At 73.1% G+C, this 13,923-nt stretch carries 13 protein-coding genes and 1 pseudogene; 2 read left to right on the top strand and 12 right to left on the bottom strand.

Going from position 1 to position 13,923, the window contains the following annotated elements:
- The first annotated feature begins 74 nt into the window (after nucleotides 1-74).
- Nucleotides 75-638 carry a ferritin-like domain-containing protein gene (locus tag OV079_RS12560; RefSeq protein ID WP_267768540.1) on the top strand — a complete coding sequence of 188 codons (564 nt, stop codon included), beginning with the start codon at nucleotides 75-77 and terminating at the stop codon, nucleotides 636-638.
- A gap of 55 nt (nucleotides 639-693) precedes the next feature.
- On the opposite strand, the gene OV079_RS12555 is transcribed toward OV079_RS12560, so the two are convergent.
- The 12 genes and pseudogenes from OV079_RS12555 to OV079_RS12495 all read right to left on the bottom strand — a co-directional run bounded on the left by OV079_RS12555 (nucleotide 694) and on the right by OV079_RS12495 (nucleotide 12,294).
- A complete protein-coding gene (locus OV079_RS12555) occupies nucleotides 694-1,113 on the bottom strand; it encodes a hypothetical protein (protein WP_267768539.1) in 420 nt (139 codons plus the stop codon).
- 76 nt (nucleotides 1,114-1,189) lie between these two features.
- The gene (locus OV079_RS12550) at nucleotides 1,190-1,579 is read right to left on the bottom strand and encodes a hypothetical protein (protein ID WP_267768538.1); all 390 of its coding nucleotides are present in this window, start codon (nucleotides 1,577-1,579) and stop codon (nucleotides 1,190-1,192) included.
- Between the two features lie 546 nt (nucleotides 1,580-2,125).
- Complete coding sequence (locus OV079_RS12545) at nucleotides 2,126-3,388, bottom strand: type III PLP-dependent enzyme domain-containing protein (RefSeq protein WP_267768537.1); 1,263 nt, start codon at nucleotides 3,386-3,388, stop codon at nucleotides 2,126-2,128.
- A gap of 243 nt (nucleotides 3,389-3,631) precedes the next feature.
- The gene (hpnE, locus tag OV079_RS12540) at nucleotides 3,632-4,984 is read right to left on the bottom strand and encodes a hydroxysqualene dehydroxylase HpnE (protein ID WP_267768536.1); all 1,353 of its coding nucleotides are present in this window, start codon (nucleotides 4,982-4,984) and stop codon (nucleotides 3,632-3,634) included.
- A 75-nt stretch (nucleotides 4,985-5,059) separates the two neighbouring features.
- Nucleotides 5,060-5,965 (bottom strand): phytoene/squalene synthase family protein, encoded by a 906-nt coding sequence (locus OV079_RS12535; RefSeq protein WP_267768535.1) that lies wholly within the window; start codon nucleotides 5,963-5,965, stop codon nucleotides 5,060-5,062.
- Nucleotides 5,966-5,984: 19 nt separating this feature from the next.
- Nucleotides 5,985-6,959 carry a squalene synthase HpnC gene (hpnC, locus tag OV079_RS12530; RefSeq protein WP_267768534.1) on the bottom strand — a complete coding sequence of 325 codons (975 nt, stop codon included), beginning with the start codon at nucleotides 6,957-6,959 and terminating at the stop codon, nucleotides 5,985-5,987.
- Nucleotides 6,960-7,068: 109 nt separating this feature from the next.
- Nucleotides 7,069-8,585: pseudogene (locus tag OV079_RS12525) on the bottom strand (hydroxymethylglutaryl-CoA reductase, degradative).
- Entirely contained in the window at nucleotides 8,582-9,322 is a 741-nt protein-coding gene (locus OV079_RS12515) for a mevalonate kinase family protein (protein WP_267768532.1), read from the bottom strand. The pseudogene OV079_RS12525 and the gene OV079_RS12515 overlap by 4 nt, the downstream one beginning before the upstream one ends.
- A complete protein-coding gene (gene mvaD / locus OV079_RS12510) occupies nucleotides 9,319-10,314 on the bottom strand; it encodes a diphosphomevalonate decarboxylase (protein ID WP_267768530.1) in 996 nt (331 codons plus the stop codon). The genes OV079_RS12515 and mvaD overlap by 4 nt, the downstream gene beginning before the upstream one ends.
- Nucleotides 10,311-11,234, bottom strand: a complete 924-nt coding sequence (gene mvk, locus OV079_RS12505) for a mevalonate kinase (protein WP_267768529.1) — start codon at nucleotides 11,232-11,234, stop codon at nucleotides 10,311-10,313. Before mvk ends, mvaD begins: the two co-directional genes overlap by 4 nt.
- On the bottom strand, nucleotides 11,231-12,127 hold the full coding sequence (gene fni / locus OV079_RS12500; protein WP_267768528.1) for a type 2 isopentenyl-diphosphate Delta-isomerase: 897 nt from the start codon (nucleotides 12,125-12,127) through the stop codon (nucleotides 11,231-11,233). Before fni ends, mvk begins: the two co-directional genes overlap by 4 nt.
- Entirely contained in the window at nucleotides 12,085-12,294 is a 210-nt protein-coding gene (locus OV079_RS12495) for a hypothetical protein (RefSeq protein ID WP_267768527.1), read from the bottom strand. The genes fni and OV079_RS12495 overlap by 43 nt, the downstream gene beginning before the upstream one ends.
- A gap of 620 nt (nucleotides 12,295-12,914) precedes the next feature.
- Here OV079_RS12495 and OV079_RS12490 point away from each other — a divergent pair.
- Entirely contained in the window at nucleotides 12,915-13,796 is an 882-nt protein-coding gene (locus tag OV079_RS12490; protein WP_267768526.1) for a hypothetical protein, read from the top strand.
- Nucleotides 13,797-13,923: the final 127 nt, after the last annotated feature.

The following is a 13,923-nucleotide window of genomic DNA, read 5'->3' as shown; positions in this document are numbered from 1 at the left end:
CGGTTTTACGGGGGGAGCGGGAAGCGTCGCCGGCGTGCAGGTGCGTGCCGCCGCGCTCGTGCCATGGAGAAGCCATGACGACAGGGCAAGGCAGTTTCTCCACCGACATCGCGACCATCCGCAAGCGAGCGCGCGAGCACCTCGAGAAGGGGGCGCTCACGCCCAACTACGGCGCCGACGTCGAGACGGCGATCCGCGTGCTCAACGAGGCGCTGGCGACCGAGATCGTCTGTGTCCTCCGCTACCGCTTCCACGCGGTCACGGCGACCGGGATCGCCAGTGAGTCGGTGAAGGCGGAGTTCGAGGAGCACGCGCAGGAGGAAGAGGCGCACATGCTGTGGATCGCCGAGCGCATCAACCAGCTCGGCGGCAAGCCCAACTTCAACCCCGACGGGCTGTCGAGCCGCTCGGCGTCGCAGTACGTCGAGGGCAAGAACCTGGTCGACATGATCAAGGAAGACCTGGTGGCCGAGCGGATCGCCATCGAGACGTACCGCGAGATGATCCGCTACTTCGCCGAGCACGACCCGACGACGCGGATGCTTCTCGAGAAGATCCTCGCGCAGGAAGAGGAGCACGCCAACGACATGCACGACCTGCTGGTCGCGCACGAGGGCAAGCCGATGCTCGACCACTAGGCGGCGGCGAGCGCTGCCGGCAGGTGTCTTCTCGGACAGGTGCGCTCGCGGCCCGTCAGGCGTAGCTGTCGACGATGCCGCGCAGGTAGCCGCGCTTGCGGCGATCGAGCGCGGCGGTGATCATCGTCAGCGGGCACTCCTCGGCGCCGTCGGCGAGGCGGACGATCGGCAGGCGGTAGTAGGCGTTGTCCTCGTCGTCGAGCTCGATCGCCCAGGCCGCGCCGTCGAGGTTGAGCAGCATGACGAGGCCGACGTGGCGGGCCGCGGCGTCGAGGATCTCGCGCTCGCCGAGCTGCAAGATCTTGCGCTGCGTGCGGTAGCGGGCCAGGAGGAAGGCCTCGAGGACGTCGAGCGAGTCGAGGTCGGTGGCGAGCGGCTCGCCGATCAGGGCGTAAAGCTCGTCCCGGACCTCGACATCGCCGGCGAGCCAGATCTGGAAGGCCTCTCGTGAGTGGAGCTGCAGCGCGCCGAGCATGGTCGAAGGATAACGGAGGCAGGGTCGAGCGTCGCGCCCGGTTCGAGCGCGGCGATGGCCCGAGGGACAGGTCCCGCTAGCCGGTTTTCGCGATCTGCTCGTCGAGCCAGGCGAGCGCCTCGGCCTCGGTGCCGAACATGCGGAGGGTGTTCTTACGCCCGCTCAGGCGCACCATCAGGTTGACGGCGGCGCGGACCAGCGGGCTGGTGGTGACGGTGGCGGTCGGACCGGCGTCGCCCATGGTCTGCAGGTGCTTGCGCGCGTCGCTGGTGTACTCGGTGCCGCGCGGGACCACCGACATCGAGGGCTTCATGAAGTAGGGCCCGTCCTTGCCGAAGCGAGTGACGAACTGCTGGGCGTCGGCGAGGTCGAACTCGCCGGTGACGGCCACGCGCACGTAGGGACGGCCACGGGGCGTGGCGAGCTCTTCGAAGGCAAGGGCATGGTCGTCGCGGCTCCGATTCATGACTTTAAGAAAGGTGGCGGAGGAGGGTCAATCTCGCCGCGCGCGAGGGTCTGGCGGGCGGGTAGGGCATGCGGCGTGGCGCTCGTACTCGCGGCGCGGCCGGAAGCGGGTCTCGGCGCCGCGGGAGCCGGCGGCGCCGGCGGCGGGGTGAAGGCCGGCGCTCCGGCGTGATCTCGCACGGTCGAATCGCGGGTCGCAGCGCAGACGCGGAGCGGCCGGCGGCCGTCGAGATGCGCGCGAAGTCGGCGGCGACCCGACGACCGGCCCGGACGTGACCACCGGCACGACCATCGCGCCGACCCCCATCGGGCACGACCACCACCGGCGACACCGACACGTCGACGACGTCGGTCGGGATGGCGTCCTGCGAAGGGGGCCGGCGGCGACGGCGTGTCGAACTGCGGCGGCGCCGGCAGCGGGCCGTCGTCGTCGAGCAGCGACCCGGTGCGCCGCTGCGAACGAGAGGTGCGCGGCGGCTTGACGCTTCGGGACATGTCGGTGTGGATATGTCTGATGGGTCATGCCCGCAACGACATGTCTGAAGGGCTAGCCGCCCCAGAAGGCGACGACGTCGGCGATGCTGTCGCGCGGGCGCAGGACGGTGACCTCGCCGCGGTCGAGGCCGAGGGCCAGGGGGATCGCGCGGCTGCAGTAGCGCGACCACATCGACAGGGTGTAGGCGCCGGTGTCGCGGATCAGGACGTGGTCGCCGACGCACAGCGGCGGGAGCGGGAGGTCGCGGGCGAGCACGTCGCCGCCGAAGCAGAGCGGGCCGGCGAGGGTGGTGGGGACGAGGTCGCCGGCGAGGGGCAGGCCGTCGCGGCCGAGAGCGATGAAGTCGTGGTGCCACTCGTGGGGGCGATAGACGCGGCGCACGAACAGGTCGGCGCCGACGTGGAGGACGGCGACGGGGCCGGGTTTGACGACCTCGACGCGCGAGACGACGAAGCCGCAGTCGGCCAGGAGCGCGCGGCCGAACTCGGTGACGAGCAGGGCGTCGCCGTGAAACAGGTCGGGGACGGCGGCGCGCAGGGCGGCGGCGTAGGCGGCGGGGGTGAGGCGCGGGGCGTCGTCGCGGTACTGCGCGGGCAGGCCGCCGCCGAGGTCGAACATGTCGATCGGGACAGGTCGCGCGGCGAGCAGCTCGCGCCGCAGCTGCCACACGCGGGCGACGCCGTCGACGAGCTCGGGGATGGTGACGCCCTGCGAGCCGATGTGGACGTGCAGGCCGGTGAGGAAGGGGTAGCGGACGAAGGCGTCGACGATGGCGGGGCGCTGCGACAGGGGGACGCCGAAGCGGCTGCCGCGGTGGCCGACGCTGGTGAGGGCGAGGGCGGCCTCGGCGAGCTCGGGGTTGATCCGCAGGCCGATCCGGCTGGCGCTGGCGGGGCCGTGGAGGGCGGCGATCCGCTCGAGCTCGGCGAAGTTGTCGGCGTTGATCCGCAGACCCAGGCGCAGCGCCTCGGCCAGCTCGGGCTCGGTCTTGGCGGGCGAGTCGAAGACGATCCGATCGGGGTTGCAACCTGCTCGCAAGGCCAGGTGGACCTCTTCGATCGAGGCGGCCTCGAGGCCGGCGCCGGCGGCCACGACGACGCGCAGGACGTTTAGAAGGGGGTTGGCCTTGATGGCCACGGTGTGCAGGGCGCGCGGGGCGGCGAAGGCCGCGGCGAGGGCGTCGAGCTTGGCGCGCAGGCGATCGAGGTCGTGGACGAGGACGGCCGGCTCGTCGCCGTGGCCGGCGGCGCGGAGCTTGCGGACGGCGTCGACGAGCTGTTCAGGGGCTGGACGGACGTCGACGGCGATCGGCACGCCGGGCAGCGTCGCCCATGTCGCGCGGGAGCGCCAGAGCGGGGTCAGGCAGCACGGAGCGGGTCATGCGAGCAAGGAGCGGCGAGGGCGGTCGCTGCGAGGAGCTCGCGGCGCCCGTCCATTCGCTATGCGCGAGCGCCGAGCGGGCGCCTGTTCGCGGAGCGGCGCGAGCGCTGCGGGTCGTGCGAGACGAGTTCGTGCGCCGGGACCGTCGCTGCGAGGAGCTCGCGGCGCCGCGGCGCTTCAGTTGCGCTCGCTGGTGAGGATCGCCTTGGCGGCGTCGTGGCCGCTCTGGACCGCGGACTCGATGGTGGCGGGCAGGCCGGTGCGGACCCAGTCGCCGGCCATGTAGAGGCCGCGCACGGGGCCGGTGACCTCGGGGCGGCAGTGGTAGGTGCCGGCGGCGTGCGAGATGGTGGCGCGCTTCTCCTTGATGACCTTGAAGCGCTTGATCTTGGGGCCCTGCGGGCCGGCGGCCGGGAAGTAGCGCTGCAGCTCGGACTGCAGCAGCGCTTGCAAGGTCTCGGGCGGGTCGTCGACGCACGAGCGGGCGGCGCTGATCGTGCAGTTCATCATGACCTCGCCGCCGACCTCGCCCTCGATCCGCGAGCGGTTGAACATCCAGTGCAGCGGGCCGGCGACCAGGCCGATGAACGGGTCCTCGAACGGGGCGCGGTCGACCGAGAACCACAGGTTGACGATCGGCGACGGGCGCAGGCGGGCGATGTCCTGGTAGACGGGGTGGCTCGGCAAGGTGCCCGGGAGCATGTCGAGGAAGGCCTGCGGGGGGACGGACGAGACGACCACGTCGGCGGCGAGGGTGTCGCCCGACTTGAGGGTGACGCCGGTGACGCGAGAGTTCACGACCTCGAGCGCGCGCACCGACTCGCCGAGGCGCAGCTCGCAGCCGCGGGCGCGCAGGTAGGCCAGCGACTGTTCGACGTAGAGGCGCGACAGCGGGACCTTGGGCACGCCGAGGCGCGAGGCGTCGCGGCTGGTGAGGAAGGCGCGGTCGAGCACCGCGGTGAACATCGCCGCCGACGACACCAGCGGGTCGTCGTTGAGGGTGCCCCAGATGAGCGGGTCCCAGAAGGCGTTGCGCAGGGTCGGCGTCTGGCCGAGGCGGCGCAGCCAGCTGTCGCAGGTCTCGTTGTCGTCGGGGCGCTGGACCTCGCCGCGCAGCATGAGGCCTGCGCGCAGGGCCGCGGCCTTGTCGAGCAGGCCGAGGCCGCGCATGGCCAAAAGGCCGGTGGCGAGGTGCAGCGGCGCCGGCAGGGCCGGGCACTGCAGGTGCAGCCGCTTGCCGCCCGGCTTCACCATCGTCACCTCGAGGTTCTTCTGGAAGTAGATGCCGTCGGTGCTGTCGATCGCGCGCAAGAACGCCAGGGTCTCGCGGTAGCAGCCCATCATCAGGTGCTGGCCGTTGTCGACCTCGCGGTCGAGGGTGGCGTCGTGGAACGAGCGGGCCCGGCCTCCGCCGGCGCGCGTGGCCTCGACCAGGGTGACGACCCGGCCGGCCTCGGCCAGGCGCACTGCGGCGGACAGGCCGGCGAGGCCGCCGCCGATCACGATGACGCTGCGGGTGCTTTCGGACATGACGGAAAGGGCATTCTCGAGAGGACAGGGCCGAAGCGACAGGTTCTGGGGGACATGGCCCTCAGGACAGGGCGCTCAGGACAGGACGCTGGCCCCGGCGCGGGCCAGCGCGAGGAAGGCGACGCGGAGCTTGTCGCGGCGGCGCAGCGAGGCGCGGCGGGTGAACACGTTGTAGTTGCGGGCCCGGATCTCCTGCAAGATCTCGTAGTAGGTGCGGCCCATGATCTCGGCCGGCAAGAGGCGGCGCTGCTGGATCTCCGGCAGCAGCGCCCAGGCGGCGTGGTACTCGCGCTCGGCCGCGGCGGCGAAGTCGGCGGCGGCGCCGACGAATCGGCCGTCGTAGCGGTAGTTGAAGATGTCGTCGGGCCCGAGGCCGTGGCGGGCCAGCAGCTCGAGCGGGAGGTAGATCCGGCCGCGCGCGGCGTCCTCGGCGACGTCGCGGAGGATGTTGGTGTACTGCAGCGCGAGCCCGAGGTGCTCGGCGTAGCGGCGGGCCGGCTCGCGCTGGTCCTTGAAGATCGCCACGCACAGGAAGCCGACGCAGCTGGCGACGCGGTAGCAGTACAGGCGCAGCTGCTCCATGTCGTCGTAGGTGCTGCGGTCGAGGTCCATCGCCACGCCGGCGATAATCTCGTCGAAGGCCTCGCGCGGGTAGTGGAAGTGCTTGTTGCTCTCGGCGAGCTGGCGCCCGAGCTCGGTGTGCGGCGGGTCGTCGTCGACGTAGGCGTCGCCGTAGATCCGCGCGACCTCGGCGCTCCAGCCGGCCAGGGCGCGGCGGGCCGACTCCTCGCCCTCGGGCCCAGGCTCGCGCTCGTCGACGATGTCGTCGACGACGCGGCAGAACTCGTAGACCTGCTGCAGGCCCTCGCGCTGCTCGGGGCCCAGGAACAGGAACGCGAACTTGAAGTTCGAGTTGGAGCGCTGGATCAAGCGCCGCCACAGCGCCGCGGCGCCGCTCGGGATCGTGCGCGCGAGTTCCATGAACTGGGCCATCGGACAGCTACACCTCGCCGCGGAGGAAGCGGCGGCCGAACGAGAAGATCGAGCGCGCGGCGATGCCGAGCATGTCCTGCTTCTCGAGGGTGGGGCGGAAGCCGAGCACCTCGTAGTCGAGGTCCTCGATGCGCTGGAGGATGGCCATGCCGCCGCGCCAGGTCGCCTCGAGCTCCATCGACAGGCCGGGCTCGACGCGGCGGATCAGCGGGTAGCCGCGGAGGAACATGCTGCGGCAGCGCGACACCGAGAACGCCATCAGCTCCTTGAAGGCGCGGGTGTGGCGGCCGGCGAGCAGGTCCTCGCGCGTGACGTTGAAGTGGACGAGGTCCTCCTCGGGCAGGTAGCAGCGGCCGCGCGGGGTGTCGACGCTCAGGTCCTGCAGGAAGTTGGCGATCTGCAGGGCGGCGCAGATCTCGTCGCTGAAGCGGTGCAGCTCGGGCTCGTGGTGGCCGTGGACGTAGAGCACGAGCTGGCCGACCGGGTGGGCCGAGTGCTTGCAGTAGTGACGCAGCTCGGCGAACGTGCCGTAGCGCTTCTGCGTGAGGTCCATGCGGAAGGCGGTCAGCAGCGCCTTGAACGGGCCGATCGGGATGTTGTGGCGGCGCACCGTGTCGCGCAGCGCCAGGAACACCGGGTGCTGGATCTCCTTGTGGTAGGCGGCGACCAGCAGCTGCTCCCAGCGATCGAGGGCGTCGACGCGGCGGGCCTCGAAGCGCGGCTCGTCGGCGAAGTCGTCGGCGGTGCGGGCGAAGGCGTAGATCGCCATGATGTTCGGCCGCAGGTGCGCCGGCAGGAAGCGCGAGGCGACCGGGAAGTTCTCGTAGTGCGTGGTGGCCATGCGCTCGCAGTAGCGGTAGGCCGTCTCGAGGGTCCACGGCCCGGGCGGGGCGCCGTCGGGCGAGCTGACGCGCTGGCCCTCGAGGTCGCCTTCGGGAGGCGGAGGGACGCAGAAGAGGCGGGGTTCCGTGGCGCTGACCATGGCGGGTTCTCCGAGGAGTAGCAGACGAGGCGAGGTAGGGACGGCGGGTCGATCGTGCTGGTGCAGGAGGAGCGAGGCCGCCGTGGGGCTCGCACACGTGAGCGGGAGTCTAACGGGTTTCGGATCGGAGCTCGTGCAGCAGGAGGACGGCGCGATCGTGCTTGATCTCGGCCGACTCCACGAGTCGGTGGACGAGGAGGTCGACCTCCGCGCCCTGAGCCCCGGCCCCGAGCGCGACGGAGCGGGCGTGGAGCGACATGTGGCCGCGCTGGATGCCCTCGGTGGCGAGCGCGCGCAAGGCCGCGAGATTGCTGGCGAGTCCGACGGCGGCCATGACTTGCCCCAGCTCCGCGCCCGAGCTCGGTCCGAGGATCTCGAGCGCGAGCCTGGCCGCGGGATGGACCTTGGTGGCGCCCCCGACGACGCCCACAGCCGCGGGCAGGCTGATCGCGCCGCTGAGCCAGCCGTCGGCGTCGACCCGCCAGGTGGCGAGCGGACGGTAGGCGCCGGTGAGACCCGCGTACGCGTGGGCGCCGGCCTCGATCGCGCGCCAGTCCTGGCCGGTGGCGAGCGCGACCGCGTCGACGCCGTTCATGACGCCCTTGTTGTGGGTGGCGGCGCGGTAGGGTCGAGCTCGGCGAAGCGCGAGGCGGAGGCGATGCCGGCCGCGGCGGCGGCGCCCGAGAAGCCGCGCCCGGCCAGCGCGCCCGGAGGCACGCGGCAGGTGACGTGGGCGCGCCGACGATCGGCGAGGTTGCTGAGGATCCGCAGACCGGCTGTCCATCCGGTCATGTCCGAAAGGCGGGGCGCGAGGACCTCGGCGATCGTGTTGAGGAGGTTGGCGCCCATGGCGTCCTGACAGTCGACGACGACGTCGACGACGAGCATGTCGGGCGCGAGGACGCGGACCAGCAGATCGCGGGCGCCGCCGCCGCGGGCGACGAGGCGCGGGTGGGCCGAGTCGGCGAGGGCGAGCAGGTCGGCCCGCGCGGCGTGGACGGCCGCGACGGCGAGCTCGGCGGCCTGGCTGCCCTTCGGCGCGGTGAGCTGGACCTGGGCGATCATCCACGGCGGGTCGCTGCGGGCGTAGAAGCCCCCGCCGGCGCGGATCATCTTGGCGGCGTTGGAGGCGGCGGCGACCACCGAGGCCTCCTCGACGGCCATCGGCACCAGGAAGTCGCGGCCGTTGATGCGGAAGTTGGTGGCGACGGCGAGCGGGAGCTCGAGCGTGCCGATGACGTTCTCGATCAGGTTGTCGGCGCTGCCGAGGTCGAGGCTGCCGGGGTCGAGCGCGGCGAAGCGGTCGCGGGCGATGCGGGTGGCGCTGGCGACCGCGTCGCGGCGGCCGTCGACGCCGAGGCGGAAGAAGCCCGACATGCGCGAGGACAGCGGCGGCCGCTCGTCGCGGCGCAGGCCGGGCGCGGCGACCGGGAGGCGGCCGATCGCGCACAAGTTGTGCTCGCGCTGCAGCCGCTCGGCGAGCAGGTCGAGGTCGGCCTGGCGGCTGGCGAACACGACCACGAGGTCACCGCCGCCGGCGCCGCTCGGCTTGGCGGCGAGGCCCATGCGCGCGGCCTGGTCGACGATCGCGGCGATCGTCGGGGTGACGATCGGCGCGTCGCTCATGCGCTGCAGCGCGCGCAGGCCGTCGTTGTGGAGGGCGACGGCGTCGCGGATGGCGGTGAGGCCGATCGCGGCGTCGGGGCTGTCGTAGCCGCTGCGGAACAGCTCGGCGGCGCGGCGCAATGGGTGGTGGCGGCCGCGTAGGCAGCGGGGTCGCGCTCGCCGGCGGCGCGCACCTGCTGCACGAACGAGGCGGTGTCGGCCGGGGCGCCGGCGTCGAAGAAGCCGACGTGCAGCCAGGCCGGATGAGCGACCGGGACGGGGGCCTCGCCGCGGGTGAAGGCGATCGTGCCGCCGAGCACGGCGCAGGCGACGTCGGCCCCGCTGCCGCCGCCCTGGACCTGGGCGTGGGCGGCCTGGGCCAGGCGCAGGGCGACCGCGCGGACGGCCGGGTCCTCGGGGTCGTGGCCGGCCTCGGCGAGGTGGAAGCCGACGACCGCGGCGACCGCGGCGGCCGAGCTGCCGAGGCCGAGCTTGCGCGCCCCGGCGGCGAACGAGCCGGTGTCGACGCTGGTCAATGGGCCAGGTGCTTTGGTTCCTGCGCTTTCGGACAGGAACTGACGGACATGGGCGTAGGCGGCCTCGGTCAGCGGCGAGGCCGGCGGACGATCGGGGTCGTCGCAGTCGGCGGCGACGGCCCGGCGACCGACGGCGGTGACGAGGGCGGTGGCGCCGGCGAGCACCGCGTACTCGCCGATGAGGAACGCCTTGCCCGGGGCGGAGACGGCGAGGCGGGTCACGCGGACACCTCGACGGTCGGATCGGGGCCGGGGCCGACGACGTCGACGGCGTGCACGCCGGGGACGGCGCGCAGGCGGACGGCCAGCTCTTCGGCCTGGTCCTCGGCGCACAGCACCTTGACGTGCGGGCCGGCGTCGCTGGTGACGTAGCCGCGCAGGCCCTCGGCGCGCAGGCGCCACACCGCGTGGATGACGTCGAGGGTGGCGCCGCGCCAGTACACGATCGGCGGGCGGCTGGCCATCATGCAGGCGTGCATCTTGAAGCAGGAGTGCTCGAGGATGTCCCCGAGGACAGGCAAGTCGCGGGCCGCCAGCGCGGCCTCGGCGGCGGCGAGGTCGGCCTCGGAGGTGTCGACCCACGGGCCGTAGTAGGGCGAGGTGTCGCGGCTGCGCTGCATGCCGGCGGTCGAGCCGATCGCCTTGGGGCCCTTCTCGGTGTGGACGATGAGCAGGCGGACGTCCCAGAACGACTGCGGCTGCAGCGGGTAGGCCCGGCAGTCGCTGCCGTCGGGCAGGACGCCGCGGTCGAGGCGGACGAAGCCGCCCCACAGCGAGCGCGCGGCCGAGCCGGAGCCGCGGCGCGCGAGGGCGGACAGCGCGGGGCGGCCGGGGTCGTATTCGAATGCGGCGGCGGCGGCGAGGGTCAGCGCGGCGAAGCCGGAGGCGGAGCTGGCGAGGCCGGCGGCGGTCGGCAGGTAGTTGTGCGAGCGGACCTCGCAGGTGGGGCGCGCGCCCGCGTGACCGGCGGCCTGCCACACGCGATCGAGGTGGCGCAGGACCTTGGCCGCGACCTCGCCCGAAGCTGGCTCTTGGTTCAGGTGGAACGAGTCCTGGTCGGCCGGCGCGACGGTGGTCTCGCTGCGCAGGCGATCGAGGGTCAGCGACAGCGAGCCGACGGCCGGCAGGTTGAGGTCGGCCGGCGATGACTCGCGCTTGCCCCAATACTTGACGAGGGCGATGTTGGTGTGGGCGACGGCGCGGGCGCTCTTCATGACGCGGCGACCTCGACGAACAGCGGGCGGAGGTTGGGGAAGGCGGCGGTGAGGGTTTCGGGGGCGTCGCCGACGAGGGCGAGCAGGCAGCCGCCGCGGCCGGCCCCGGTGAGCTTGGCCCCGCGTGCGCCGGCGGCCCGCGCGTCGGCGGCCATGCGGTCGAGCGCGGGCGAGGAGACGTCGAGGGCGCCGAGCAGGCCGTGGGCGACGTCGAAGAGGACGCCGAGGGTGTCGAGGTCGCCGTGCTCGATGGCGTGGATGCCCGACTCGACGGCCTGACCTACGGCGATGAGCACGGGGCGGACGACGCTCGGCAGGTGCTCGAGGCGGCTGCGGCAGCGCGCGACCTGATCGGCGGTGCTGCGCGGGATGCCGCTGGGGATGATGCACAGCGGCAGCGGGGCGCCGGGGTTGATGGCGCGCGGGGGCTCGCCGCGGACGTAGCGGAGGACGCCGCCCTGGGCGGCGACGCGGCTGTCGAGGCCCGAGGGCTCGCCGTGGAAGACGCGCTCGCCGGCCAGCGAGGCGGCGACGACGTCGTCGATGCTCGCGTCTGGCCCATAGACCAGGCGGGCGAGGGCCACGGTGAGCGCGGCGGAGGAGCCGAGGCCGGCGCGTGAGGGCAAGGCGCTGGCGCCACGGATCGCCCAGCCGGTGACGGGGCCGTCGCAGTGGGCGAGGACCTCGAGGCAGGCGCGCGCGACCGGGTGGTCGCTGGCGGGGTGCAGCTCGAGGTCGAGGTCCCAGGCGGGGATCGTGAGGGTGACGGGCAGGCGCGGGTCGGGCCGCGGCTGGGCCTCGAGGACGACGCCCTGCGGCAGGCCGGCGGCGACGGCGGGGTAGCCGTAGACGACGGCGTGCTCGCCGAGGACGATGACCTTGCCGTGCGCCTCGGCGCGCGGGTGCAGCGGGATGGTCATCGCCGCGGCTCCGGGACCCAGCGGGCGAGGGTGGGCCCGAGCACCCGCGGGGCGCGCTGCAGGTCGGCGACGGTGCGCGAGCCGGTGAGGAGCATGATGCTGCGGACGGTGAGGACGACGCGGCGGAGGAAGGCGACCACGCCGTCGAAGCCGCCGGCGCGGTGGGCCTTGAGCACCGGCGCCGCGAGGCCGCCGGCGGTGGCGCCGAGGGCCACGGCGCGGGCGACGTCGCTGCCGGTGCGCAGACCGCCGGTGGCGACGATGCCGCGGAAGCCGAGGCCCTGGACCTGCAAGACGCTGGCGGCGGTGGGGATGCCCCAGTCCCACAGCTCGTCGGCGAGGGCCCGCTCGTCAGGGTCGACCGCGCGGTGAGCCTCGACGGCGACCCAGCTGGTGCCGCCCGAGCCGCTGACGTCGAGGTGCTCGACGCCGACGCTGCGCACCCGCTCGGCGACGCCGCGCGACAGGCCGCAGCCGGTCTCCTTGACGACGATCGGGATGTGCAGCTCCCCGACGAGGCGGCGCAGGGTGTCGAGGCCCTGCGAGAAGTCGCGATCGCCGCCCGGCTGGACGATTTCCATGGCCGGGTTGAGGTGGATGCAGAGGGCGTCGGCGCCGGTGTCGCGGCACAGGGTCGCGATCTCGGCGGTGGTCATGCTGCGGGCCTGGACGATGCCGAGGTTGCCGAGCAAGAGGACGTTGGGGGCGTGCTCGCGGACCTTGAAGGTGTGCGCCGTGTGCGGGCGGACGAACATGGCCCGCTGGCTGCCGAGGCCGAAGCCGAGGCCGAGCTGGTCGGCGGCGCGCGCGAGGTCCTGGTTGATGACCGCGGCCTCGTCGGTGCCGCCGGTCATCGCGGCGATGACGACGGGCGCCTTGAGGCGCTTGCCCAAAGCTCGACGCTCGGGTCGACGTCGTCGAGGTGGAACTCGGGCAAGGCGTCGTGGACCAGCTCGACCTGCTCCAGGAGGCTGGTCTTGTCGCGGAATCCGACGTTGTCGCCGGCGCACAGGGCGAGGTGGTCCTTCTTGCGCTGCGAGATGTCGAGGCGGTCGGCCATGAGCCCCGGCAATGTAGCTGCTAGCCCCAGGAGGCCGCCCGCTCCGCCGCGCGCCGGCCCGTGCGGAAACTCGTTCGCGCGACCGGATGTCGCGCAGGACGGGCGCCGGCGCCGCCCGGACCCGTGATCCGCAGCACAGGGCCGGCCGCCTTCGGGTGATCCCGCAGCCCGCCCGCATGCGCGCGAACAGCCGCCGAACTGCGTTCTCAGGACATGTCGGATCGGGCATGACCGATCGGGCAGGTTGTTCCAGGCCGGACACGATGGTGCGCCGCCGGCCGCTCGCAGGAGCAAGACGCGAGGTCGCCGCGGTCGCGCTCCAGGAGCCGCGAAGCGGCGGCGAGCGAGCCGGCGTTTGCGGGGGATCGTGGGGCTCTGATAGAACCCCTCGCGTGATAATCGCCGCTCGTAGTGTCCTGGCCTCTTTCGTCCTGTCCACGCTTTGCGTCGCCGCGTGCGGCTCCGATCGGGACCCGCTCGACTCTGCCACCGGGGCCTCGAACGGTCCGACGGGCGGACCGAGCGGGGGCCCGAGCGGGGGCCCGAGCGGGGGCCCTGGCGGCGATCCGACCGACGGGGGCACGAGCAGCGGGACCGACACGGGCGGCCAGAGCCACGGCGTGTGCGAGCAGTATCTGGCGTGCGTCGCGGTCGTCTCGCCCGACACGCTGCCCACCGCAGAGTCGACCTTCGGCCCGGCCGGCACCTGCTGGCAGAGCTCCCCGGAGGTGGCGCAGGGCTGTATCGACTCGTGCGCGTCGAGCCTGAACACCTTCGGCATGCTGTACCCCGAGGAGGCGGCGTGCGGCGGCGGCGGCACGACGGGCGAGCCGACGACCGGCACCTCCGACAGCGAACCTTCAGGCGGGCCGATGACCACCGACGTCGGCCCGTGCAACGACACGCCGAATCAGCCCCAGGACGCGGCGTGTACCGACAGCAGCGGCTGCGGCTGCAGCTCGGGCAAGTGCTTCATCGTGCCGGCCCTGGGCGGCTTCTGCGGGGAGTGCCTGGCCGACGCCGACTGCGACGGCGGCGGCTGTACCCCGGCCAATCTGTTCACCGGCGGCGGCTCGGTGTGCAACGAAGGTGGCCCCGGGGACGGCTGTCAGAGCGACGCCGTCTGCTCCGATCCGAGCAACGACGTGTGCGGGACGCTGTTCGAGGTGCCGGGCATCATCACCGTCTCGACCTGCGGCGAGTGCGAGACGAACGCCGACTGCGGCGGTCAGACGCCCGTCTGCGCGCCGACGTACGACCTCGCCAATCTCAGCGGCCGGTTCGACTGCGTCGCGCCGGGCTCGGTGGCGAACGGCGGCGGCTGCGAGAGCGACGCGGCCTGCACGTCGGGCCACTGCGGCGAGGCGTCCATCATGGGCCTGCTCAAGCTCGGGGTCTGCGGCGAGTGCGTGGCCGACGGCGACTGCAGTCCCGGCGAGCAGTGCAGCGACGCGCAGGTCGACCTCCAGAGCGGGCAGGTGTTCGGCGCCACCTGTCAGTGACGGGAGCGACACGGCTCTCGGGACATGCCCTCGCGGGCATGTCCTTTCAGGCATGGCTTGTTCGACATGTCCCGATGCGCAGGTGGCCCGCGCCTACGTCCGAACCGCGGCGCCTCGGCGGGCGGCC

The sequence above is a fragment of the Nannocystis pusilla genome (assembly GCF_026626665.1).
GTDB lineage: Bacteria > Myxococcota_A > Polyangia > Nannocystales > Nannocystaceae > Nannocystis > Nannocystis pusilla.
This window is presented reverse-complemented; position numbering and strand designations above follow the sequence as displayed.

Bases quoted from the DNA above. Each gene is read 5' to 3' on its own strand.
- OV079_RS12560 (WP_267768540.1), top strand. From the start codon at position 75: ATGACGACAGGGCAAGGCAGTTTCTCCACCGACATCGCGACCATCCGC.
- OV079_RS12555 (WP_267768539.1), bottom strand. From the start codon at position 1,113: ATGCTCGGCGCGCTGCAGCTCCACTCACGAGAGGCCTTCCAGATCTGG.
- OV079_RS12550 (WP_267768538.1), bottom strand. From the start codon at position 1,579: ATGAATCGGAGCCGCGACGACCATGCCCTTGCCTTCGAAGAGCTCGCC.
- hpnE (WP_267768536.1), bottom strand. From the start codon at position 4,984: ATGTCCGAAAGCACCCGCAGCGTCATCGTGATCGGCGGCGGCCTCGCC.
- OV079_RS12535 (WP_267768535.1), bottom strand. From the start codon at position 5,965: ATGGAACTCGCGCGCACGATCCCGAGCGGCGCCGCGGCGCTGTGGCGG.
- hpnC (WP_267768534.1), bottom strand. From the start codon at position 6,959: ATGGTCAGCGCCACGGAACCCCGCCTCTTCTGCGTCCCTCCGCCTCCC.
- mvaD (WP_267768530.1), bottom strand. From the start codon at position 10,314: ATGAAGAGCGCCCGCGCCGTCGCCCACACCAACATCGCCCTCGTCAAG.
- mvk (WP_267768529.1), bottom strand. From the start codon at position 11,234: ATGACCATCCCGCTGCACCCGCGCGCCGAGGCGCACGGCAAGGTCATC.
- OV079_RS12495 (WP_267768527.1), bottom strand. From the start codon at position 12,294: ATGGCCGACCGCCTCGACATCTCGCAGCGCAAGAAGGACCACCTCGCC.